This is a genomic window from Leptotrichia sp. oral taxon 223 (genome assembly GCF_013394795.1).
Classification (GTDB): domain Bacteria; phylum Fusobacteriota; class Fusobacteriia; order Fusobacteriales; family Leptotrichiaceae; genus Leptotrichia.
Genome location: NZ_JABXYU010000001.1, coordinates 1618399 through 1642628 on the forward strand (window position 1 = coordinate 1618399; position 24230 = coordinate 1642628).

Sequence of the window (24230 nt, forward strand, 5' to 3'; positions counted from 1 at the left end):
AAATAATATCGAAATAAAACGAAACTAATTAAAATATGGAATTATTATTTCAAAAAATAAAAAAAGAAAGGATGATAAGAATGCAATATTTTATTGATACGGCGAATTTGGAGAGTATAAAAAAAATTAGCGATATTTTTCCAATAGCGGGAGTTACTACAAATCCTACTATTATTGCGAAGGAAAAAAGGGATTTTAAAGAGGTTATAAACGATATTTTTGATATTATTGGAAAAGATAAGATTGTGCATGCACAGGCTGTTGGGAGTACATCTGAAATAATGGTAAAAGAAGTACAGCTTTTGCGTGACACTTTTGGAGAAAATTTTTATACAAAAATTCCTGTAACGCCTGAAGGGATAAAAGCCATAAAAATTTTGGCAAGAGATGGTCATAAAATAACTGCAACAGGTATTTTATCACCACAGCAGATAATTATGGCGGCAGAAGCAGGGGCAGAATATATGGCTCCATACATTAACCGTTCTGACAATATTGGCGAAAATGGGATTGAAATTGTAAAGGATGCCTATAAAATTCTTGAAATGACTAAAAAAACTGATGAGGAAAAATTGGAACGGTACAAAAGAATATTTGAGCCAAAAATATTAGGTGCTTCGTTTAAGAATGTAAGACAGGTTCACGAAACAATTTTGGCTGGATCAAAATCTGTAACAGTAGCTCCAGATGTCTTTGAAAAATTAATTTATCATCCTTACACAGACTGGAGCATGGATACGTTTAATTCTGACTGGGAAAAAGTTTATGGCAAAAAAACACTGCTTGACTTGTTATAATTTTTATTCTTTCAATTTTTTTATAAAATTTTGAAATATTAAATGAATTTTGGTATAATCTAGGTAACTATAAAAAAGCATTGGAGATTTGATATGTTTTTGGATGAAAGACTGGAAAAAATACTGGAAATTCTGAAAAATGAGAAAAAAGTAAAAGTTACTGATTTAGCGGAAAAATTTAATGTTTCGGAAGTTATTATAAGAAAAAACTTAAAAAGGCTGGAGCAGGAAGGAAAGCTGAAAAGAACTCATGGAGGCGCAATTTTGCTAAAAGAGCTGGCACATTCCAGCACGCTTGAAGAAAGAGTCATAAATAGGACAAGGCCAAAGGAAATTATCGCAAGAAAAATAATAGAAAATATCGAAAGCGGAGAAACAATATTTTTTGATATTACAAGTATAAACTACATCGCAGCAGAATATCTTGCAAATTCTCAAAAGGAAATAACCCTTATTACAAATATGCCCAGCATAACCACACATTTTAACAAAAGCTCAAAAGTTAGCATTATTATGATAGGTGGAGAGTACAATAAGGAAATTGGTGGAAATGTCGGAATAGAGGCGATTAACTATATAAAAAAATACAATGTAGATAAAGCCTTTATCGGAAGTGCTGGAATAGACCTAGAAGCTGGAAAAGTGATGAATTTTGAAGCAAATGACGGAAACACAAAAAAAGAAATAATGAATATTTCAAAAAAAATATTTTTAGCAACAGAATACAGAAAATTAGGTATTCTTGGAAATTATAAATTCAGTAATTTGTCAGATTTTGATGTATTTATTTGTGAAAAAGATAAAAAAGATTTTTTGGAAAGCTATAAAAAAATTTTTGATAAATTTGAAGTGAAAATTATATAGATTTCCTCAAATTTTTGAGACTAACTGTAATTTTGTTATATATTCGAATCTTTTCAGTATTAAAGAGTAATTTTACTATGCATTATAAATTTTATATATTTGTGAAAAGCCAGATTTATTAATTTGGCTTTTTTTGTCTTATGTTATAACATTCAATTCAATCTCCTTTTTGCTAAACTCCGTTTAAAAATAAGAATAATTAATTTTTAAAAAAACTATCTCAAAAAATATTTCAAGATAGCTTTTGTTAAATTATTTATTTGTATCTGCATTGGTATTTGAATTTAGAATGTCTTTACTTAGGACAGAATATAGCAGGTTAATGTATCTTTTGGCTGCATGAGGTTTTGGATGTGTTCCGTCCTTATAGAAATATTCCTGTTTACCTTTGGAATATGAATACCAGTCGATTACCTTTATATTTGGGTTTTCGGCACTTGCCTTCTTGATTTCCGCATTGACACTGTCTTGCCACGGATCAGGCATAACTGTATTTATAAAGTAAATATCGTGTCCTTTCAATGTTTCCAAAACAGATTTCATATCCTTTTCGTAAATTGTTCCATTTGTTCCAAGTGCAATTACGATAATTTTTCTTAATTTACCATTCTGAGCATAATTTTTTAACATATTTGGCAATTCATAAAATTGACGTCCAACTTTTGTTTCAATGATGGAATTTGGATATTTTTTCTTCAAGTCAATTTTTGTCATATCCAGCACAGAATCTCCGATAAACAAAATATTCCGTTCATCATTTGGGTATTTTTTCAGAATTTCATTTTGAATTTTTGTTTCCTCTTCTATTCCTTTAGATGGAGAATTTATCGCTGTGAGAAGTTCGTCCATTGTCAAGTTTCCATTTAGTGTATTTGTTGTTGGAGTAGCGGTAGGAGTAGGTTCAGGTTCCTCTGTGGTTGCATTAGCCGCTGCTGCCTGTGCTGCCTTCATTTCCTCCAAATCTTTATTTTCATAAATTGGAGAATATATTAAAATTACAAAAATAGAAATTAAAACAGGATAACTTATGTATTTTATACTTTTTTTCTCAAATAAGAAGTAACTCAATTCTGAAATTGCCACTAAAACAATAATTTGAATAAAAAATTGCTGAATATTTGAAAGTTTTGTCCATTTAAAATATTCCCGTGCGAATATCATAATCGGATATTGCCACAAATAGTATTGATATTGATGTTGCCCTAATCTTATTATTGGGTTAAAAATTTTGGGATATTTTGAAAGATCGAATTTTTTTAATTCAGGTTTTGAAAATAAAACAAGTGTAAATCCTATCAAAACACTTGATAAGAACATCAGCCCATAGTAATTATAGGCACTTCTGTAATCTATTCCAAAACAAAAGAAAATTAATGAAAATAGCCCTAAAATTCCTAAAATGTATACAATTTTTTTCTCACTATCTTTTTTTATTTCTCTATTTGTATAAAAACACGCTATTGCGGCAGGGCAGAAAAATGCAAAAGCTCTTGTGTCAGTTCCATAATATATTCTGGAAAAATCCGCTCCCTCTGGAGATTTTGAAGTTATATAGAATACATAAGCCATTATTAATGCAGAGATTATCCCAATTCCAAAAAAAATAATTCCGATGGCATTGTTTTTTAATTTCAGTTTTTTAAGCCCCTGTAATAAAGGCGGGAAAAATATATACATCTGTATCAGAAACGATAGCGCCCAAATATGTGTCAGGGGCAAGATAATTCCAAAATTGTCAAAATAGGACATTTTTGAAAAAATCTGATAAATATTGTTTAGTCCCAATATTGAAAATAATGCACTGTATTTGTATTTCATTTCAAGTCCGTTGTTTACAAAATATAATGCAATGGTTGAAATTAATATTACAATTAGCAGGCTTGGATAAACTTTTCTCAGCCTACGGTTAATGACTGAAAAAACTGAAAAATCTCTGGAAAGCAGTCCAGTCGTAACCAGATAGCCACTTAATGCAAAAAATATAATAACACCGATGTAAGTTCCCCTGTAGGAAAACCAGTGATAAACACAGATAAGAACAAGTGCAACTGTTCTAAGTATGTCAAGGCTTTGTATTCTTTCCTTTTTCATAAATAAAAAAATTCCTTTCTTTTAAAAATATATTTATATGATAATTTAATTTTATAGATTTTTATTTGATTATTAATAATTATTTTTTATTTTATTTTAATATTTGTCTTATTTAAAATATTTAAAGATAAAATTTAATAAAAAAAACTACTCCAAAACAAACTGTTTAAATTGCATAAAATACTATGTTTTATGGTATAGCTTAACTTTTTTAGTTTGAAATTAAAGTAGTTTTTATAAAAATTATTTATTTAAATTTGTTATTTTATTCAATTGAACATTTTTGGTACTGGAAGAATCTGAAGATTTTTCTTTTACAGGTTCAGTTTTTTCATTTTCTCCAAGATAATGTTTTTTAATTTCATTAGTTATAAAGTCTGCATAATATCTTTGCCCTTTATCGTTCAAATGAGTTCTATCTTTATAAAAATATTGATTTTTCCCTTTTGCATAAGAATACCAGTCAATCAGGTAAGCATTGTCATATTGTGCAACTTTTTCCTTTAATTTTCTGTTTACTTCCTGTTCCCAGGGATCCTTGTGTGCAGTGTTCATAAAGAATACATCTTTCCCTTTTGCCATTTCCATAACATAATCAAAATCTTTATCTGTAAATTTCCCATTTGTTCCAAGATGCACAACTAATGCAGTTTTTAATTTTCCATCTTCCACTAATTTTGTAACAATCCCTGGAAGTGTTGAAAATTGACGTGATATTTTTGTGTCAAAATAAGGATTTTTAAAATTAGGTGCAATGTACTGCTTGCTGCTATTCATTATCGAATCTCCAACAAACACAATATTATCAGGTACTTTTCCAATAAACATCTCTTTGGCGATAATAATTCCGGAACCAAAAACTAATATTACTAAAACAAAAAATAATTTTTTCATAATTTTTCTCCCTTTTGTATTTTTTACTATAATTTTTTGTCTAAAAAACTTTTTTATCAAAAAATCTTTTAAACACATCATTATAAGACATTATTTTTCTTTTGTCAAATTTTTTTTAATTAATTTTTTAAGTAAAAAATCTTTGGGAAAAATTTCAATCTAATCAGTTGTGAGTATTATTCTGTAATCATTCTCTGGGTTTAAAAACACCATTTTTTTTAATTTTGTATCATAAGCATAAGCCAAAGGCTCATTGCTTACTTCTTGAAGAATTGTCCCTCTTTCCAGTTTCAATCTTACTATTTCTTCTCTTCTTGAACCAGAATTATCCTGTTCTGGAGATTCGTCAACATATCTTGTCAAAAAATATCCTTTATTGTCCTTTTGAATTTTAAAGCTCTCAGATGTATCTGTGTAGCTAAATATTTTATTCAAAAACTTTTCTTCATGCAATTTTCCATCCGTCGTATATTCCTCATCGTTCCCTTTTGCATAAGTGCCTTCTCCCTCTGAACTTGAATTCTCATTGCCGTCTGCTTTTTTATTTTCAGTTTGTTGTGGCTGTTCCACATTTTGAACATTTTGCGTATTATTTTCAGATGCAGCAGCTGAATTTTCATTGCTGTTATTTGCGCAAGATAGTACGCCCATAGCTAGTATTGTTATAAGCAGAAAAATTTTTTTCATATATAATCCCTCCAAATCTTAAATTTTTAAAGTAAATGAATTTCCGTTTTATTGTATTAAGATTATATAATATTTTTTTAGATATGTCAAGAAGTTTTTAGCAGTAAATAAAATACTGTTTAATAAAAACACTTAATATTAAAAAATAAACAATATATTAATAATTTCATTTGAAAAATTTAAAAATAAATTTAAAAACAACTTGACAACCGCATTAAATGAGTTATTATTATAATAACAGGTATTAATAACATATTAAAATTTGTAATTAATTAAATAATATTAAAGGGAGGATTTATTATGAAAAAATTGTTATTGGTTTTTATGTTTATGTGTGCGTGTGCAACAATTTACGCCTATCCTAGAGGAATAGATGTATCAAAGCAGCAGGGAGTATACATAAGAGATAATTTAAGAATTCTATTTGGAAAAAGAGAAGCTTGTCAAAATATAGGAAGAAACCATGTCAATTTCCCAGAAATTTATGACGGAAAAAGACAAGATTTATCACGAGCTCTTTTTAACCTTATAGGAAAAGCAAATCCAGGCTATCGTGGTTATTCTGGCTATTCAGCTGAAGAAAATGTAATGGCATGGTACAGATCAAACTGTGTTACATATAATCAGACTGGTGCCAGAAACAGTAGAGCTGTGGAATATTTCTACGACTATGCTTCTAATTTCTAATTTTCTGTATTAAAATTAACATAATATATTAACATCATAATAAAAAATAAAAACATAATCTGACAAACTGGGAATGGGGATTTAAGTTTGGAGGTTATGTTTTTTATTAAAGGTTAAATTTTTATAATAATATTTGAAAATTTTTTATTTTTAAGTTATAATTATAAAGAAATTGAATGATTAAACTAAGAGAATTTTAAAATTATATTTAATACAGAATACATAGGATAACAATAAAGTTGTCAGAGACACTTAAGCTATATAAGTTTAAAGATTCTAAGGTCTATGAAAAGGAGAGAAACTGAAAATGACAAATAATTTAAGGGAAATTAGAAAAAGCTTATGTTCATTTGCAAAAAAATGTAAGAAATTTAAATACACAGATTCGGCATTGATTACATTTTTAATTACAGGGGCAGTAAGTATTTCAAGTAATCTGTTTTCAGCTGAAAAAGATGGAAATATTGAAAATCAGAAAAAGATTATTTCTGCAAGTATGAAAGACTTTAATGTTCTGGTTAAGGAAACAAGAAAAGAAAATGACAAACTGCTGAAGAAAGCAAATCTTGAACTTATACAGCTTATGGAACAGGGGGAGCATGTAGTAAAAGCACCTTGGAGCAGCTGGCAATTTGGGGCTAACTACATGTACAGCAGCTGGAATGGAACTTTTAAAGGAAAAGGGGATAAAAAGGAGAAATATCCTTATGAAGGAATTTATGAAAGAAGCTCAAATACATTCGAAAGATACACATCACCGTTAAGCAAAAATTACAGTCTTCTAGCATTAAGTCAAAATGTAAATAAAGCAGCAACAAATGAAAGGAATGGACTGGGATTAGATTATGGACTTACGAGTAATACTAGGGCACAGGAATCAATTCTGGAAATAAATGTTGAGGCTTCAATAAAACCAAAGACTGTACAGATAGAAATTCCAGATTTAGGAATAAGAGCACCTCAATTACAGGTAATGACGGTTAATGGAATAGAAGTGCCGTCAATAAAAGTACCAACACCAAATACTCCTACTAAAACAGTCAGCATTGCAAAACCTAATGCAGAACCATTTACAGGATATTATTTTGATGGAACATGGAGTCATAGAGAGTTAAAAGATAATATTGCTATCTATTCAGGAATAGATCCTAATTCTTTAATAGGAAATATAAATAATACAAAACCTACTCCAGCAGCAATGACTGGTTCATATAACGGTAGAGAATTTCAAGGAACTCTTATAAGGAATGAAAACAACAGATACACTAATACTTACTACTTAAATAGTCAGGCTAATATAGATAAAATCGCTAATAGTACTTTCTATTTAAGAGGACATTACACTACTGATACCTATGATGATAGTAATACTAGAGCACATTTAGGAATATCTAATAATGGGCATAAAATCTATAAAGATGCTCATGGAAATGGTATCCCAGATGAAGGTGTTGTTGGTGTTCATGCATTGGGAGATTTAAATATTAAACATTTAGTATTTAATCTATATGGAAGAGCAGGAGCAGTAACAAATGAAACATGGAGACATGGAATACTGGATTTTGATGATGTAACTGTAAATATGTATAATAGCGATAATATGGGATTCTATAATATGCCAATTGCTAGATATACTTATAAATATTTCAGAGCTGGAAAAGAATGGCGTACTTCAGTTGGAGGATTTTCTGGAAAAGCTAATGTAAATATGTATGGAAGAAATAATTCTGTTTACTTAACAACAGGAATGTCATATATTAAACATTGGGAAAATGAAGGTTTGATACAATCAGATGGAGCTTCAAATATAGTATATTCAAGTTTTTCTTATGCTCCAACTTTATCTAAACTTGTAAATCCAGCTTCAGTTGACTATTCTAAGTATACAAACACAGTAAAATTAGCAAATGTTAAGCTGTATGGGGATGAAAATATAGGTATGTATTTTGGTAGTAGAATCAAAGGAGATATTGCTAAAGTACATAGAGAATGGGGAAATGAATTAGAAGGAGTATATGGTTTTAATAATAAAGCAGCACATATAGGTATATATCAAGGAGAAATAGATTTTTCTGCAAAAATTGGGGAAAGATTAACAATAGATAATCAAAATAAACAAACAACTGAAGGAAATTTAAATAATGTAGGCTATACTAATGAAACAGTTGATGGTGCTGTAGGAATTTTCTCAGAAAGTGGTCAAAGAGTTGGAATAGTTGCAAGAGGAGATATAATGGAAGAAACTCCACCATCTCAAGCAACAATATTAGCTAATGCAGCAGATCTAAAATATAAAAAATGGTTTCTTCATCCTTGGAATCCAGGGACTCAAGAATTATTGCCAGTGGATTATACAAAAGTTGGAAGTTCATATGGATATGCATTAGCTAATGATTTTTCAAAAGACCCTATACATAATTTAGAAGTTGCAAAACTTGATATTAGATTTGGAAAATATTCTAAAAATGGAATTATGGTTCTAGCAAAGCAAGGAACTGTAATTGATGTAGGAAAGAATACTTCTAATCTTCATATTACTGGAACAAGTTCAGATATAACTGATGGTATCAATGGTGCTAATACTCTTGAAGCAGATGCTTCAACTGGAACTATAGTAGCTTATGCAGAAGGAACTTGGGATCAATTAAAACATAGATATGGAAATGATGACACAAGAATAGCTCAAAATGATGCAGATGCAACTGCTATAAATAATGGTGCAGCAAGAAAGGCATTAACAGATGCAACTGCTACAACAGCGGCAAAATTACAGGGATTGCCTTCTGAAGTAAATGTTTATCCTAATGTAGTGCTGGCTTCAAAAGAAGGAATTGCCTATATGGGTGATAATAAAGGGGTTGTAAATGCAGGAACATCAGGAAATACTACAACTACAACAGCAGTAAACTACAAATCAATAATAGGATTTGCAAGAGATGAAGGTGTAGTTAATATTCATGGAGATATTGAAGCAATAGACAAAAATGCTACTCAGAATAAGTTTGAGAATATTGCAGGACTGGCTACAAAAACAGCAGCAGGAGCATCAGGTGGAACTGTTAATATAGAAGATGGAAGTATTAAAATAAGCGGTATGGCAGGATTTGCCTCTGGAACTGGTTCAGTTGTAAATGTAAACAACGGTACGGCTAATAAGATTCAAACTGGGGAAAATGGGGCATTGGCGGCAGTTGATGGAGGAAAAGTTAACTTCAGCGGAGGAACAATTTATCATGAAGACAAAGCAACGAGTTCAGATGTAGTAGCAGCCGGGACGACAACTGTCAACCATGCAAAATCTACACCATTTTATGCTGACGATTCTTCAAAAATTGAATTTAAAGGGGCAACTACAATAAATATGGCAGACGGAATACTGATGCCAGGAACAGATGCAACTAACTATGACGGTGGAAATACTTCGGCTACAGCTAAATATCTTGGAATGAATAATGTGACTGTAAATTTGACAGGGGATAATGTGGTACTTCGTACATACACTGGAGCTACAACTAACTGGACAGGAGGAACTGCAGGTTCAAATGCTATAAAAAATGATATGAAACTTGCTGCTTTGAATACAAATGGTAAAAAATATAAGATATATTATACAGATGGTATATTTAATCTTAATGTTAATCAGGATTTAGATGACAATACAGATGAATTTAACACAAAAATAAGACTTTCAAATGAAAAATTTACAATAGCAAGTGGAGTTACTGTGAGTTCTGCAACTGGAAAAGGTTTGTCAATGGCTTCTCATGATGGTGTTACAACTAACACAACTACAGGATACACAAATAACGGAACAATTAATATAACAGGAGGTACGCCTTCAAATACAACAGCATTGTCTACAAGTTTTGGATATGTTGATAATAAAGGAACTATCAATGTGGATAAAGGAATTGGAGCGTATGGAATAAATGGAAGTAGTCTTACAAATAATAGTGCTATAAATATTACTTCAAGCGGAGTAGGTATGGCAGGATTTGCCTCAGCTTCAGCGTTAAAAACTTATGGAACAGATGCTAAAATTTCAAATGGTACATTGACAACAGCTGATAAAGTTTTAGAAGTAACTAATAACGGTACTGTAACAGTTGCAGGGGACGGTTCTATCGGATTGTATGGAAATCCAAATGATCTTGCAGGAACAGGACTGCTGACAACAGAAAATGGAGTTATTACAAATAATGGAAAAATAGTAATGACAGGAGATAAAGCTGTTGGAATTGTATCAGAGGGAGCTGGAAATATCGTTAATCTTGGAGGAACTGGAAGTTCAGATATTACAGTAGGAACTAATGGAATAGGAGTTTATGCAAGTGGAACCCAAAGTAAAGTGAATTTCACTTCAAACACTGGAGTGGAAATCAAGGATAAAGGAGTAGGAATTTATGTTGCAAACGGTTCTGTCATAAATCCGAACGGGAATAAATTTGAAATAAAATATACAGGTTCACCAAATGCATCTGGAGCAGGTATTTTTTATGATAGCACAGCTACAAATATAACTGATATAGATATAGTAAATACTAGCAGTGATAAAGGAATAGTTGGAATTTACACAACAGGAGGAACACTTACAAATACAGGAACAATAACAGATAGAAGTGGAAAAGCCTATGGAATTTATTCTGATGGTGCAAATGTTATTAATAGTGGAACATTGACTATGGGAGACAAAGGTAAGGGAGTACTCAGTACAGGTGGAGATGTAACTCTTACAGGAACTTCTGTAATTACAGTGGGAGAAAATGAAGCTATTGGTGTTTATACAAGAGGAACAGGTAATCTAATAAAAGCTGATGCAGGTTCTCAAATGACAATTGGTAACAGTTCGTATGGATTTATTAATGAAGGAACTGGAAATACAGTAATAAGTAATGCCACTGTTTCAAATGTTGGAGATAACACTGTTTTCGTATTCTCAAAAGATGCGGCAGGAACTGTGATAAACAATAGCCAGTTAACGTCAACAGGTTCAAAAAACTATGGACTTTACTCAGCAGGAACTGTAATAAACAACGGTAATATTAATTATGGTTCAGGAGTAGGAAATGTTGGAATTTACAGTATAAATGGAGGAACTGCTTCAAATAGCAGTGGTGCATCAATAACAGTAGGAACTTCGAGTATTGGAAATCCTGATCCGTCAGACAATTACTATGCGATAGGAATGGCGGCAGGATATTATGGAGATGCTTTATCACCAGCTTATACAGGAAATATATTAAATTCAGGAACAATTAATGTAACTGGAGAAAACAGTATTGGAATGTATGGTACAGAAAGCGGAACAACAGTAACAAATAATGGAGTTATTAATCTTAGTGCAAGTAACACAGTAGGAATGTATCTTGATAATGGAGCTTACGGAATAAATAACGGAACTATCCAGTCAAGTGGTTCAGGATTAAAAAGAATCATAGGAGTAGTAGTTAAAAATGGTTCAACAATAGAAAATAATGGAATTATTCAAATTAATGCAGAAGAAGCGGCAGGATTAGTTGCTAAAGGAAATGCAGCAGGCAGAAATATAGGAATAATTAAAAACTATGGGACATTGAATATAACAGGAGTTGGAGCTAGAGACAAGGTAATTCCGAGTGAAGGACAGGCTTTAGCTAAAGATATGGGTGGTGTAAAAATACATGCACCAGCAGGAGCATCCACAGCTACAATAAGTGTTAATGGAACTCCAGTAATTCCTGAATTAGCCACAAGTTCAGCAGAAGAATATAAAGAAATGGAAGTTTCAACAATTGGAATGTACATAGATACTTCAAATAGAAGATTTACAAAACCTATAACAGGGTTAAGTGAGTTAAGTTCATTGAGAAAGGCTGATTTAATTATAGGAAATGAGGCTGCTCAAAATACAACAGGTAAATATATTCAAGTAAGTCCTCAAATACTCGCACCATACAATCAGATGATTTTAACTAATCCTCAAATAGAAAAGTGGAGTATTTACTCAGGTTCACTAACTTGGATAGCAAGCGTTGCACAAAATCAGACAGATGGAACAATACAAAATGCCTATATGGCAAAAATTCCATATACTCAATGGGCGGGATCAGATGAAACACCTGTAAATAAAACGGATACTTATAATTTTGCAGATGGATTGGAACAGAGATATGGAGTGGAAGCACTTGGAAGCAGAGAAAATCAATTATTTCAGAAATTAAACAGCATTGGAAACAATGAAGAAGTGCTACTGTATCAAGCTTTTGATGAAATGATGGGACACCAGTATGCAAATGTACAGCAGAGAATCAATGAAACAGGAGGATTGCTGGATAAGGAATTCAAACATTTGCGTAATGAATGGAGAACTCCTACAAAAGACAATAACAAAATTAAAGTATTTGGTATGAAAAATGAATACAGAACAAATACGGCAGGAATCATTGACTATACAAGTAACGCCTACGGTGTGGCTTACGTTCACGAAGATGAAAAAATCAAGATGGGCAATTCAAGCGGATGGTACGCTGGAGCCGTAACAAACAGATTTAAGTTTAAAGATATTGGAAAATCGAAAGAAAATCAGACTATACTTAAAGCAGGAATCTTTAAGACAATGTCACCTAAGAAAGATTACAATGGAGCATTACAATGGACAATTGGAGGAGATGTATTCGTAGGTATTAACGATATGAAACGTAGATACCTGGTTGTAGATGACATATTCCAGGCTAAATCTGACTATCATTCTTACGGAGCGGCATTAAAGACAGACTTGGGATATGACATAAGAATGAGCGAGAGAACACATTTCCGTCCATACGGAGCTTTAAAAATGGAGTATGGAAGATTTAACGGCATAAAAGAGAATTCTGGAGAAATGAGACTGGAAATAAAAGGAAATGATTACTTTTCAGTTAAGCCGGAAGCAGGAATGGAATTTAAATATGTTCAGCCGTTAGCATTAAGAACAAACTTGACAGTAGGGTTTACAGCCGCTTATGAAAATGAACTGGGAAAAGCAGGAGATGTAAACAACAGGGCAAGAGTAAGATTTACAGATGCGCACTGGTTTGGAATAAGAGGGGAAAAGGAAGATAGACGAGGAAATGGCAAGTTTGACTTGAATATCGGAGTTGACAATACAAGATTCGGAGTGACGGTAAATGGAGGCTATGACACTAAAGGTAAGAATGTAAGAGGTGGAATAGGATTCAGGGCTATTTACTAATAAAATAATAATCAAAAAGAGATGAGGCTATCTTAAAATAGAAAATACAAGGACTATGTTTTGCCATTTATTAGATTTGTTCAGCAACTTAATATTCTTTATTTTCTATTTTAAGACTTCTTGTCAAGCGTGGGGTGAAAAGAAATAAAAAAATGGAGTTTATCTCTGGCGCCTGCCATGTATATGGAATAAGATATGATATAAGGCAGAACTGCTGTAAGAAAAGAATGAATTTCCAGCAGTGCTTTACTGATGAGTTTTATACGCTTCAACAGCATCTAGAAGTAAGGGATCTGTTTCGGGACAATAATACGGATTATTATATAAATCAGCTTCTGCATAACCAGACTTTGGCAGAATACTTGTTGCCAGGCTATCTAAAATATTCATTTCATCATATTTTACAGTATTCATATCAATTTGGAAGTAGAAATAGGCGAGAAATTCATATGGCTTTGAAAGTGGATATTTATACCAGCCATATACCCAATAAAGATGTGCAAAATTTATTACTAATTCAGGGCTTGTACAATTTGTGCATAAATAATTATATGCAGCATGATGTACTTTAGCCCAGTCATATTTTTCTGTAACTTTTTCAGCAAAATCCTCTAATTTATATTGCTCATCTTCAGACAGTTCTTCATCCCAATATCTGTTATAAAGAAATTCTATCTCTTCGTTTAATTCATGATTAAGCAGATAGCACACCCTTGGTTTAACTCTTTCACTCAATTCGCTAAAATATGTTTCAAGTATAGAGTATGGGTAATCAGTGTATTCCAGAAGACTTAATGCCTCATCAATGACATCATACTCATTTGCGGATATTACTACTGTTTCCAATATGTTTTTTAAATCATCCTTTATTATGAAATTATCATTCCCATAGTAAGGATCCATAAACCAATCGAGACAACAAAGTAAACGTCGTTTTGCCTCCGTATCATTTCCAAGCAGTACAGATTGTATAGCATCTGAACCGGATTTTACGATTTGAATTTCTTTTTCTGAATAGGGACTCACTTCATCATTTTTTTCATTTAATCTGTCAACATGCTTCATGGCTATATTTTCTTTCAAAAGCTCATTATTAATATATTCCTTAAATTTAAGCGAAATATTTTCACCGAAAGCTTTCCACATAAGACGATTATCTGAAATTCCTTCAAGAATTGTAACATCAACGACATTTCTAACTTCTTCATTCTCATTTTTCCAAAGATATTGAATAAATTTACAATACTTATTAAAAAGTTTGCTCTTAGCATTAAGTTCAAATTCAGTTTTCATAGGATCATTTATGGTTTCAGCTGCGAAAACATGAGGTAAAATAGTTCCATAATCTGTCATGTGTTCTTTATAATATTTTCTATAATTTTGAAATGTATTAACTATACATTCTGCCATTTCCTGTTTATTCATACTTACACCTCTAACATCATTTTATTAGTCAGCATATTTTCCAAAATCAGTAAACAATGCTTTTGCAAAATCTCTAAGCTATGTCTGATTCATTTTATTTTGAAATGTCAGCTCATGTTCATATCCAATCTCCAATTTATACGTATGACCTCCAAAATTAAAAAACATTATTTTATCCTCGTCTATGGAACTTTCTTCATGGTATCCCAAGTAATATTTCTACGCATGAAATGGTAATATTTTATTCATGCGTATTACAAATTCATCTAAATTATCAGTCAAATATATGTAGCCGTATTAGGAAACTTTATATCATTTTCAAATCAGCTTTTTCAACTTTTTAATATCAAAATAGTGTTATCAAAGAGTTTTTGCACTGTGAATCTCTGAAACATTGCTTTTTCAAAAGTTTTTATTGAAGGAATATATTTACATTATTCCCACTCAATTGTTCCTGGTGGCTTAGAAGAAATATCATACACAATTCTATTAATTCCATTTACTTTGTTTATAATCTTATTTGACACTTCTTCAAGAAATTCGTAAGGAAGTTTGCTCCAAGTGGCTGTCATGAAGTCGATTGTGTTTACTGAACGGATGGCGGCTACGTATTCGTAGGTTCTTTGATCGCCCATAACTCCGACAGTTTTTACAGGTAATAATGTTACGAATGCCTGGTTTACTTTATCGTAAAGTCCTTTTTCCATCAATTCATTAATGAAAATATCATCAGCTTCCTGAAGAATTTTCACTTTGTCAGGGGTTACTTCTCCAATTACTCTGATTCCAAGTCCTGGTCCTGGGAATGGGTGTCTTTTTATAATTGTGTCGGGAAGTCCAAGTTCGTGTCCTACTTTTCTTACTTCATCTTTAAATAATTCTTTTAAAGGCTCTAACAGTTCAAATTGTAAATCTTCTGGCAATCCTCCTACGTTATGGTGAGATTTTATTGTGTGTGAAGGGCCTTTTATGGACTGGGATTCAATTACATCTGGGTAAATTGTTCCTTGCGCCAGGAATTTTGCACCTTCCTGTCCTTTAAGTTTTCTGATTTTCTCGTTAAATACTTCGATAAATTCGTTTCCAATGATTTTTCTCTTGGCTTCAGGCTCGTCTACGCCTTTTAATTTGTTTAGAAATCTGTCTTTTGCGTCAACGAAAACGATGTTTAAGTCAAAATGCTCCTTGTAATATTCGAGAACTTTTTTTCCTTCATCTTTTCTCAAAAGTCCAGTATCTACAAACATGCAAGTAAGTTGGTGCCCGATTGCATTGTTAATTAAAACTGCGGCAACTGATGAGTCCACTCCTCCAGAAAGGGCAAGCAGTACATGTTCATTTTTGACAGTTTCTTTGATAAATTTTGTTTTTTCAGCAATAAAGCTTGAAATTTTCCAGTTTCTCTCGCATTTACAGATGTTAAATACGAAGTTTTCCAAAATTTGTGTTCCACATTCTGAATGGACTACTTCTGGATGGAATTGCAGTGCGTAAATTCCGTTGTTGTTTGTAATTGCGGCGATTGAGGAATCTGTTTTTGCGATTATTTCAAAATCTGTTGGCAGTTCTGTGATGTGATCGTTGTGGCTCATCCAGATGTTGGAAGATTTTTTTATTCCTGCAAACAAAGGATTATCGTTATTTTCTATTTCTAATACAGCTTTTCCAAATTCCCTTGAATCGGCCTTTTCAACTTTTCCGCCGTTTAAATGCGTAATAAGTTGCATTCCGTAGCAAATTCCCAAAATAGGAAGGTTTAAGTTAAATACTTCGCGATTCACAGTTGGAGCGTCTTTTTCATAAACTGAAGCAGGGCCTCCTGAAAAGATAATCCCTTTTACCTTTTCTTCTCCATTTTTTATTTTTTCAATATCAATTAAAGGCATAATTTCACAATAAACTTCCATTTCTCTAATTCTTCGGGCAATTAACTGGCTATATTGTGAACCAAAATCGATAATAATAATTTTTTCTTTCACTTTCCACCTCTATCTATTAAATTTTTTTTTCATAAAACATAATTTTATGTAAATATTTTAGCATTATTTTTGAGTTTTTTCTATATATTTTTATAAAATTTAATATTAGATTATTTTAGTTAGGTAATTTGTTTAATTTTTAGATTGTATTTGAAAAAGCAGGAAGATTGGGATTGAAAAATTTACAAAATATATGATTAAAGGAAAATAAATAAATTTTTTTTATCAAAAATAATGGGGTAAAAAATGGAAAAATTTTGTAAAATTGGCTTTTTATGGGATTATATATATTTTTTATGAAACTTGAAAAACACAAAATATTGTGTTATCATTATGTTATCGAAACTATATATAGTGTTTTTTGTTAAAATGATGTTTGGATTATTGATAATGAGAAGGGAACTGGGGGATTGATGGTTTGTAAATTTTTAGGAATGAGAGAACGAGTGTAGAAAATGAGGGAGGAATAAAAATGCAACCACAATTGACAGAAAATTTGAGAAATATAATAGCGGGGATAGTGAATGTTGAGAGCAATGATACGTGCAATGAGAATGCCAATATGTCTTCAATGACTCCGGCGGGACAGATGATGAAGTTTGCAAGTGAAGTGTCAAAGATTTACGCTTTGGAAAATTTGGTGTCGCCAAGATTTAAGGAGGCTCATGAAAAAGGTTTTATTCATATTCACGATTTGGATTTTTATTCCAGCAAGACTACGACTTGTCTGCAGTATGACTTGGCGGATATGTTTGAAAAGGGATTTTATACAAAGCACGGATATATTCGGGAAGCACAGAGTATTTCCACTTATGCGACGCTTGCTACCATTATTTTTCAGACAAACCAGAACGAGCAGCACGGTGGACAGGCAATACCAGCATTTGACTTTTATATGGCAAAGGGTGTGCTAAAATCATTTAGACGGCACCTGAGAAGAAGGATCTTGAGTTTTGTGGAAATTAAAAATGGAGTGGAAATTACACAGGAATATGACAAAAATGCAAAAGAATTTCTGCTGAAAAATATTTCATCAATTAAGTGTAATGAAAATGAAATAAACTTGCTTGAAGAACATTTTAAAATAAATAAGAATGACTTGATAAAATTGCTGATGGAAGCATATGATGACACTAGAAATGAAACTTATCAGGCAATGGAAGGATTTTTGCACAATCTGAACACAATGCACTCACGTGGAGGGAATCAAGTCGTATTTTCTTCCATAAACTATGGAACAGACACTTCAGAAGAAGGGCGAATGGTAATTCGTGAATTACTAAAGGCAACATCCAGCGGGCTTGGAAAAAATGAAACTCCAATTTTCCCAATACAGATTTTTAAAGTGAAGGAAGGGCTTAATTACACTGAAAATGACTATAATTTGGCTCAAAACGATTTTGATGCGGCATTGGAAAGTATAAAAAATCAAAAAATTTCTTATGAAAATGAAGTGAAAGATAAAAAAATAAAGTTTGAAGCGCCAAATTTTGATTTATTATTGTTATCTTGTGAAACTTCGAGCAGAAGACTGTTTCCGAACTTTGTATTTTTAGATTCAGAATTTAATAAACATGAAAAATGGAGAATGGACGATCCTGAAAAATATAAATATGAAATTGCGACAATGGGATGCCGTACACGTGTCTTTGAAAATATAAATGGTGACAAAAGCAGTCTCGGACGTGGAAATTTGTCGTTTACGAGCATAAATTTTCCTAGAGTTGCAATTCTAACAAGAAAAAATGTGGAAAATGAAATTGCGGAAATGGAAAAGGCTGGTAAATTTGCAAATGAGGAAGAAAAAAATAATAAAAAAATTGAACTGCTGACAGAGGAATTTCAAAAAAGAGTGCTGGAATTAACTTATCTCGCAGGAGAACAGCTTTATGAACGCTATAATTTCCAAAAAACAGCTTTGGCAAAGCAATTTCCATTTATGAGAAGTAATAACTTGTGGAAAGGGCTTGGTGCGAAAGATGGAAATGAGGAAGTGGGGGAAGCGATAAATTCAGGTTCGCTTTCGATAGGCTTTGTAGGTGGAGCAAACGCAATGTATGCTCTGTTTGATGCAGAACATGGAACAAGCGAAGTTGCTTACAAGGTGCTTTATGATACAATTGAAAAGATGGGGACAGTTGCAGATGAGTTTAGGGACAAATATCATTTGAACTATTCGATTTTGGCAACTCCGGCAGAAAGTCTGGCGGGAAGATTTTTACGTATAGATAAAAATGAGTTTGGAGTAATTAAAAACGTGACGGACAGGGATTATTACGTAAATTCATTCCATATTGACGTAAAAAAGGAAATCAGTCTTTTTGACAAAATAAGAAAAGAGGCGCCATTTCATAAATTAACAAGAGGTGGTCATATCACTTATGTGGAACTGGACGGGGAAGCACGTAAAAACATGGGCGTTATGCTAAAAATTGTAAAAGTGATGAAAGATACTGGAATTGGCTACGGTTCGATAAATCACCCTGTCGACAGATGCAGGGATTGCGGAACGGAAGCGATAATTTATGATAAATGCCCGATTTGCGGAAGCCATAATATTTCTAGAATCAGAAGAATAACAGGTTATCTAACTGGAGATCTGGATAGCTGGAACAGTGCAAAGCAGGCTGAGGAGCATGACAGAGTAAAACACGGGATAAGATAGGATAATTTTGAGATTTGCGGGAAAGAGGTAAATTAAAGTGAACAAAGTCAAAGTCAAGGCACTAGAAAAAAATTTGAAAAATGATTTTACATTAAGGCTATTAATGACTTATAAAGAAACAATCGTTGATGGTGTCGGACTTCGATATTCGCTTTATTTTGCCGGCTGTTCTCATGCCTGCCCCGGCTGCCATAATGAATATTCATGGAATCCGAATCATGGAAATGTGCTGACTTATGAAAAATTAGAAGAAATTGCCAAGGAAATAAATGAAAACACATTGCTTGACGGAATCACGATAAGTGGAGGAGATCCGCTTTTTAATCCAGTGGATATGCTAAAAGTGCTGAAATTCCTGAAGAAAAAGACAAAAAAGAATATATGGCTTTATACAGGCTACACACTTGAACAGGTACGTGAAGATGAACTTAGGAGAAAATGCCTTGAGTATGTGGATGTCTTGGTGGATGGGCGGTTTGTGAAGGAGCTGTATGATCCGAAGCTGAAATTTAGAGGGAGCAGCAATCAGAGAATTATTAAAAAAGAGGATTTTTTTATTTAATTTTGAGGAAAATTTTTTTAATTTAGGGAACTTTTATTATAAAAGTTCTTTTTTCGGATAAAAACTAAAGTTATAGTTGTAAAAATTATAAAAAAATGATAAAATACAAAAAGCATGCTGATTAATTTCAGTAAATACTAAAAATAAACTAATCATTGTAACTACATAGATAATTTGTTATAAAACTAAAATAAAAACGGAGGAGCAGAATGACAGAATTGGAAAAATCAAAGGCGATTATTCAATACATTGCTGATGCCAAAAAGACGACGCCTGTGGAGCTTTACACAGATGAAGAAATAAAAAATTCTTATTCTTGTAAAGTAATCGGAAAAGAAGGGTTAAAGGCAGTTTTTGGAGATTGGGAAGAAATTGAGAAAATTATTAATGAGAATAATTTGTCAAATTATTATTTGAAAAATGACAGAAGAAATTCCGGCGTGCCTATGCTTGATATTAAAAATATTAATGCCAGAATTGAACCAGGAGTTTTTATACGTGATAAGGTAAGCATCGGGGACAGAGCTGTCGTTATGATGGGGGCAGTTATAAATATTGGTGCTGAAATTGGCGAAGGAACAATGATTGATATGAACGTTGTGCTTGGCGGACGTGCAAAAGTCGGAAGAAATTGCCATATTGGAGCAGGAGCGGTGCTTGCAGGAGTTATTGAGCCGCCTTCATCGGATCCGGTGGTTATTGAAGATGATGTCGTTGTTGGAGCAAATGCAGTTGTGCTGGAAGGCGTGAGAGTAGGAAAAGGTTCAGTTGTTGCGGCTGGGGCTATTGTTACGGAAAATGTGCCGGAAGGTGTAGTTGTGGCTGGAACACCTGCTAGAATCATAAAAGGTGTGGATGCGAAGACTGCTTCAAAGACAGAATTGGTTGATGCCTTGAGAAATATTTAGTATTTTTTTAGAAAAATAAATATAAAAAAGGTTTTATTAAATTTTTTTACACAGCTTTATAAGCAAAAACAAATTTGAAAGTGGTAAAATGACTTTGAAATAATAAATATCTGTATGATATGACTTTAAAATTGAATTTTAATTTTAGAATTGAAAATATTCAGCTTTAAAGAAATTTACTATTGTTTTAGATGTAGTTTATAAAAAATAATTATAGGAGGAAAAATGAAGAAATTATTACTAATAGGAGCAATTTTAGTAACGGGAGCAATTTCATTCGCTGATGCAAAATCAGATTACGAAAATGCAGTAAAATTAGCAGGGCAAAAGAAAGTTACAGAAGCTGTAAAAGTGCTGGAAGGTGTTGCAAAAAGCAATGATGCAGGATATGCGCAAAAAGCAAACTTAGAATTAGGAGCATATTATTTACAAAATAATAATATAACTAAGGCAAAACCTTATTTACAAGCAGCGTGGGGAAATGGACAATCTACAAGTGCTGAAGCTGTAGAAGCCGCTAGATTATTGTACTTAGTAGGAATTCAACAAAAAAATAAAGCAGAGGCTGAAAAATACATTCTTTGGACAGATGAAAAATCAGGCGGAAAAAATGCAGACATCGTATCAAGTCTAATTATTTTCTACTTTGATAACAATGAACAATCAAAAGGAACTGCAAGATACAATAAGGCAGTGCAATCTGCAAATAAAGATTTCGTAGCAGAAGTAAATTACAACATTGGGCAATACTACTTAACAAAAAATAATATATCCCAAGCTAAGTCATATTTACAAAAAGCATACACTGGAGCAACTGACCGTGTAAATGGAGCAGGAATTTTATTAGCAGAAATCGCTATAAATGAAAAAAAACCAGCAGAAGCTGAAAAATATTTACTAGACATGAATACAGCCGCAAAAGGTAAAAATGGACAAATCTTAGGAATGCTGGGAACTTATTACTTGCAGCAAAATAACCCTAAAAAAGCAGAAGAATATTTATCAAAAACAGTGGCTGCAGAGCCTAAAAATATAAGTGCAAAGATTTTATTGCTAGGAATTTATGAAGTACAAAACAACACTGCAAAGGTAAACTCAATTTATAGCCAAATAAAATCAGCTATACCAAAAGGTGCCAATAAGCAAATTGGAACTTACTTTGGAAGCGTAGGGGCAGCGGCATTATCTGAAAAATATCTGCAAAAAGCAATAACTGAAGATAAAGATAACAGTGCAAAAGTTATTTTAGGACAAGTTTATGCAGGACAAGGTAAAAAAGCTGAAGCAGTTAAAATTTTACAGGAAGCTGTAAATAACAAAGTAAACGGAGCATCAGAAATCTTGAAACAAGTTCAGGCAATGAAATAAATAAAATAAGAAATTGTAAACTACAAAATTATTTGATATAATTAGGCAAGGAATCTTGACTTTTAATGTTAAGGTAAATTGCCTATTTTTTTGGAAACTGTATAAAAAAAAATTAAATGAAAAAAAGGAAGTGAGAACAATAAATAAAAAAATAATACTATTAGGCTTAATAATAAGCAGTATAGCAGTAAATGCGGCAACTTATAAAACAGTAAGAGAAGCTGTAAAAGCCAATACTCCTGCAAAATCATCAAATACTCAAAATACAAAAACTGGCACAGTAAATGAAATTATTATTCCAAAAGGCTTAAAACCAGGAGATACAATTGGACTGATTGCACCTGCAAATTATACTAATGAGAACAGCAATGCGGAAATCGAATATTTGACAAGCCGTGGATATAATGTTGTATATGGGCAGTCATTTTATTCTAGATGGTATGGATTTGGAGGGACTGACAGTGTCAGGGCAAAAGACATAAATGATATGTTTGCAAATCCAAAGATTAATGCAATTTTCGCTGTGCGTGGCGGGTACGGTGGAATTAGAATTGTAGATAAATTAAACTATGATGTAATCAAAAAAAATCCAAAAATTATTTCAGGATTTAGTGACAACACGACATTATTACTGGCAATTAACGAAAAAACAGGACTTGTAACTTTTCACGGACCTATGGCAGACAATTTAAAAGATATTCCGTTAGTTACAGAAAACGCTTTCAATAAAGCCTTTACAAGTAATGAGTCATATAATCTGCTAGGATTTGATGATACTTATACGATTATGAAAAGCGGACGTGGGAGCGGGAAAATTACTGGTGGAAATTTATCGCTGGTGGTTGCAACGCTTGGAACGGATCACGAAATTAATACAGATGGAAAGATACTGTTTCTTGAAGAAACAAATGAGGCAAGCTATCGTGTGGACAGAATGTTGAAGCAGTTAAAGCTGGCTGGGAAATTTGATAAATTACAAGGAATCATACTGGGGGATTTTAAAAATCCAAAACAGTCTGATCCGACAGACATGACAATTGATGAAGTTTTTTATGACAATTTTGGGAAATTAAATGTTCCGATTGTAAAAAATTTCAAATCTGGACATGTGCGTCCATTTATTACTGTGCCGATTGGGGCAAAGGCAGTAATGGATACTTACAAGCGTGAGATTATGATAGAAAAGGCTACAAAATAGGAAAAATAAAAATACACTATCTAATAAAGTGAAATTTATTTTTTAGTGTATTTTTTATTATTATTTTTTGACTTAAATTATTTTAAGATTCCAATTAAATCTGTTAACAGAAATGGAATAAACACTTCACCATCGGCAAAATTTGAAGCCTCACCTTTATTGTAGAATAGAACCAAAGAATCATTTTGTAAATAGAAATTCTGATTTTTTGCAATAGCGTCAAAGTTATCCACTTGCGGCAATCCAAATTGCTTGAATCTGTTATTAATAACTCCTTTTAATTCGTCATTGAATCCATTTGTGAATAAATCTTTAAGCTGTAATGGTTTTCCATTTTTTAAGTTATACGAAATTGCGTTATAAAGTCTTGATTTTTGCCCTGTATCAGTGTCTGTAAGATTGATTGTGAATAAAACGCTTAAGTATGTGCTGTTGCTGGCTGTAACTTCATAAGTGGTAGTATAGCTAATGTGTTTTGTAGATTTATAGCCTGAAATAAACTTGTTCATAGTTGCATTCATATTTTTAATAACATCTGAATTTCCACCTAAAAATGTTGGATAGGAAATTCTTGATTTTCCTAAAACTTTTGTTCTTTGGGCAGTTCTCACAATACTTTTAGATGTTGGGGAGAATCCTTGAAACGTAAAAGTTGTGTCAATTTTTTCTTTTGAAAATGACAGATTAAATAAAATCAATGTCATAAAAAGCAATGTCAATTTTCTCATTTTTATAATCACCTCAGAAATTTTGTTTTTTATTTTTTTACTAAAAAATTGAATTTTATTTCTAATCTCAATTTTGAAGTTTTTTCAATATATTATATACTATATTTGATAAATAATCAAACTTTTTTCTCCATATATTTTAGTTTTTTCTGAATGCCCTTGCGTTA

General features: G+C 32.1%; 15 protein-coding genes. 9 read left to right on the forward strand and 6 right to left on the reverse strand.

Translation table 11 applies throughout. The features are described 5' to 3' along the window. The first annotated feature begins 71 nt into the window (after positions 1–71). Together HW275_RS07900 and HW275_RS07905 are read left to right on the forward strand one after the other, a co-directional pair. Positions 72–797, forward strand: a complete 726-nt coding sequence (locus HW275_RS07900) for a transaldolase family protein (protein ID WP_218975113.1) — start codon at positions 72–74, stop codon at positions 795–797. Positions 798–890: 93 nt separating this feature from the next. Beyond that, complete coding sequence (locus HW275_RS07905) at positions 891–1661, forward strand: DeoR/GlpR family DNA-binding transcription regulator (RefSeq protein ID WP_178936002.1); 771 nt, start codon at positions 891–893, stop codon at positions 1659–1661. Between the two features lie 252 nt (positions 1662–1913). On the opposite strand, the gene HW275_RS07910 is transcribed toward HW275_RS07905, so the two are convergent. From HW275_RS07910 to HW275_RS07920, 3 genes are all read right to left on the reverse strand, one after another. Continuing rightward, positions 1914–3752: an acyltransferase family protein gene (locus tag HW275_RS07910; protein WP_178936003.1), complete on the reverse strand. Its 1839-nt coding sequence runs from the start codon at positions 3750–3752 to the stop codon at positions 1914–1916. Between the two features lie 243 nt (positions 3753–3995). Beyond that, positions 3996–4646, reverse strand: a complete 651-nt coding sequence (locus tag HW275_RS07915; RefSeq protein ID WP_178936004.1) for an acetylase — start codon at positions 4644–4646, stop codon at positions 3996–3998. A gap of 159 nt (positions 4647–4805) precedes the next feature. After that, on the reverse strand, positions 4806–5333 hold the full coding sequence (locus tag HW275_RS07920) for a pantothenate kinase (RefSeq protein ID WP_178936005.1): 528 nt from the start codon (positions 5331–5333) through the stop codon (positions 4806–4808). A 300-nt stretch (positions 5334–5633) separates the two neighbouring features. On the opposite strand from HW275_RS07920, the gene HW275_RS07925 reads away from it, so the two are divergent. Then, positions 5634–6020, forward strand: coding sequence for a hypothetical protein (locus HW275_RS07925; RefSeq protein WP_178936006.1), 387 nt, complete (start codon positions 5634–5636; stop codon positions 6018–6020). A gap of 307 nt (positions 6021–6327) precedes the next feature. Next, complete coding sequence (locus HW275_RS07930; RefSeq protein ID WP_178936007.1) at positions 6328–13230, forward strand: autotransporter-associated N-terminal domain-containing protein; 6903 nt, start codon at positions 6328–6330, stop codon at positions 13228–13230. A 246-nt stretch (positions 13231–13476) separates the two neighbouring features. Here HW275_RS07930 and HW275_RS07935 read toward each other — a convergent pair whose 3' ends face one another. After that, positions 13477–14655 carry a hypothetical protein gene (locus HW275_RS07935; protein WP_178936008.1) on the reverse strand — a complete coding sequence of 393 codons (1179 nt, stop codon included), beginning with the start codon at positions 14653–14655 and terminating at the stop codon, positions 13477–13479. Positions 14656–15089: 434 nt separating this feature from the next. Next, complete coding sequence (gene guaA, locus HW275_RS07940; protein WP_178936009.1) at positions 15090–16634, reverse strand: glutamine-hydrolyzing GMP synthase; 1545 nt, start codon at positions 16632–16634, stop codon at positions 15090–15092. 472 nt (positions 16635–17106) lie between these two features. On the opposite strand from guaA, the gene HW275_RS07945 reads away from it, so the two are divergent. From HW275_RS07945 to HW275_RS07965, 5 genes are all read left to right on the forward strand, one after another. Continuing rightward, a complete protein-coding gene (locus HW275_RS07945) occupies positions 17107–19299 on the forward strand; it encodes an anaerobic ribonucleoside triphosphate reductase (protein ID WP_178936010.1) in 2193 nt (730 codons plus the stop codon). A gap of 37 nt (positions 19300–19336) precedes the next feature. Next, complete coding sequence (nrdG, locus tag HW275_RS07950) at positions 19337–19861, forward strand: anaerobic ribonucleoside-triphosphate reductase activating protein (protein WP_178936011.1); 525 nt, start codon at positions 19337–19339, stop codon at positions 19859–19861. Positions 19862–20070: 209 nt separating this feature from the next. Beyond that, on the forward strand, positions 20071–20769 hold the full coding sequence (gene dapD / locus HW275_RS07955) for a 2,3,4,5-tetrahydropyridine-2,6-dicarboxylate N-acetyltransferase (protein WP_178936012.1): 699 nt from the start codon (positions 20071–20073) through the stop codon (positions 20767–20769). 225 nt (positions 20770–20994) lie between these two features. Next, a complete protein-coding gene (locus tag HW275_RS07960) occupies positions 20995–22137 on the forward strand; it encodes a lipopolysaccharide assembly protein LapB (protein WP_178936013.1) in 1143 nt (380 codons plus the stop codon). 130 nt (positions 22138–22267) lie between these two features. Further along, positions 22268–23335, forward strand: a complete 1068-nt coding sequence (locus HW275_RS07965) for an LD-carboxypeptidase (RefSeq protein ID WP_178936014.1) — start codon at positions 22268–22270, stop codon at positions 23333–23335. A gap of 77 nt (positions 23336–23412) precedes the next feature. Here the strand turns inward: HW275_RS07965 and HW275_RS07970 are convergent, their stop codons facing one another. Then, positions 23413–24063, reverse strand: a complete 651-nt coding sequence (locus HW275_RS07970; protein WP_178936015.1) for an RsiV family protein — start codon at positions 24061–24063, stop codon at positions 23413–23415. Between the last annotated feature and the right edge of the window lie 167 nt (positions 24064–24230).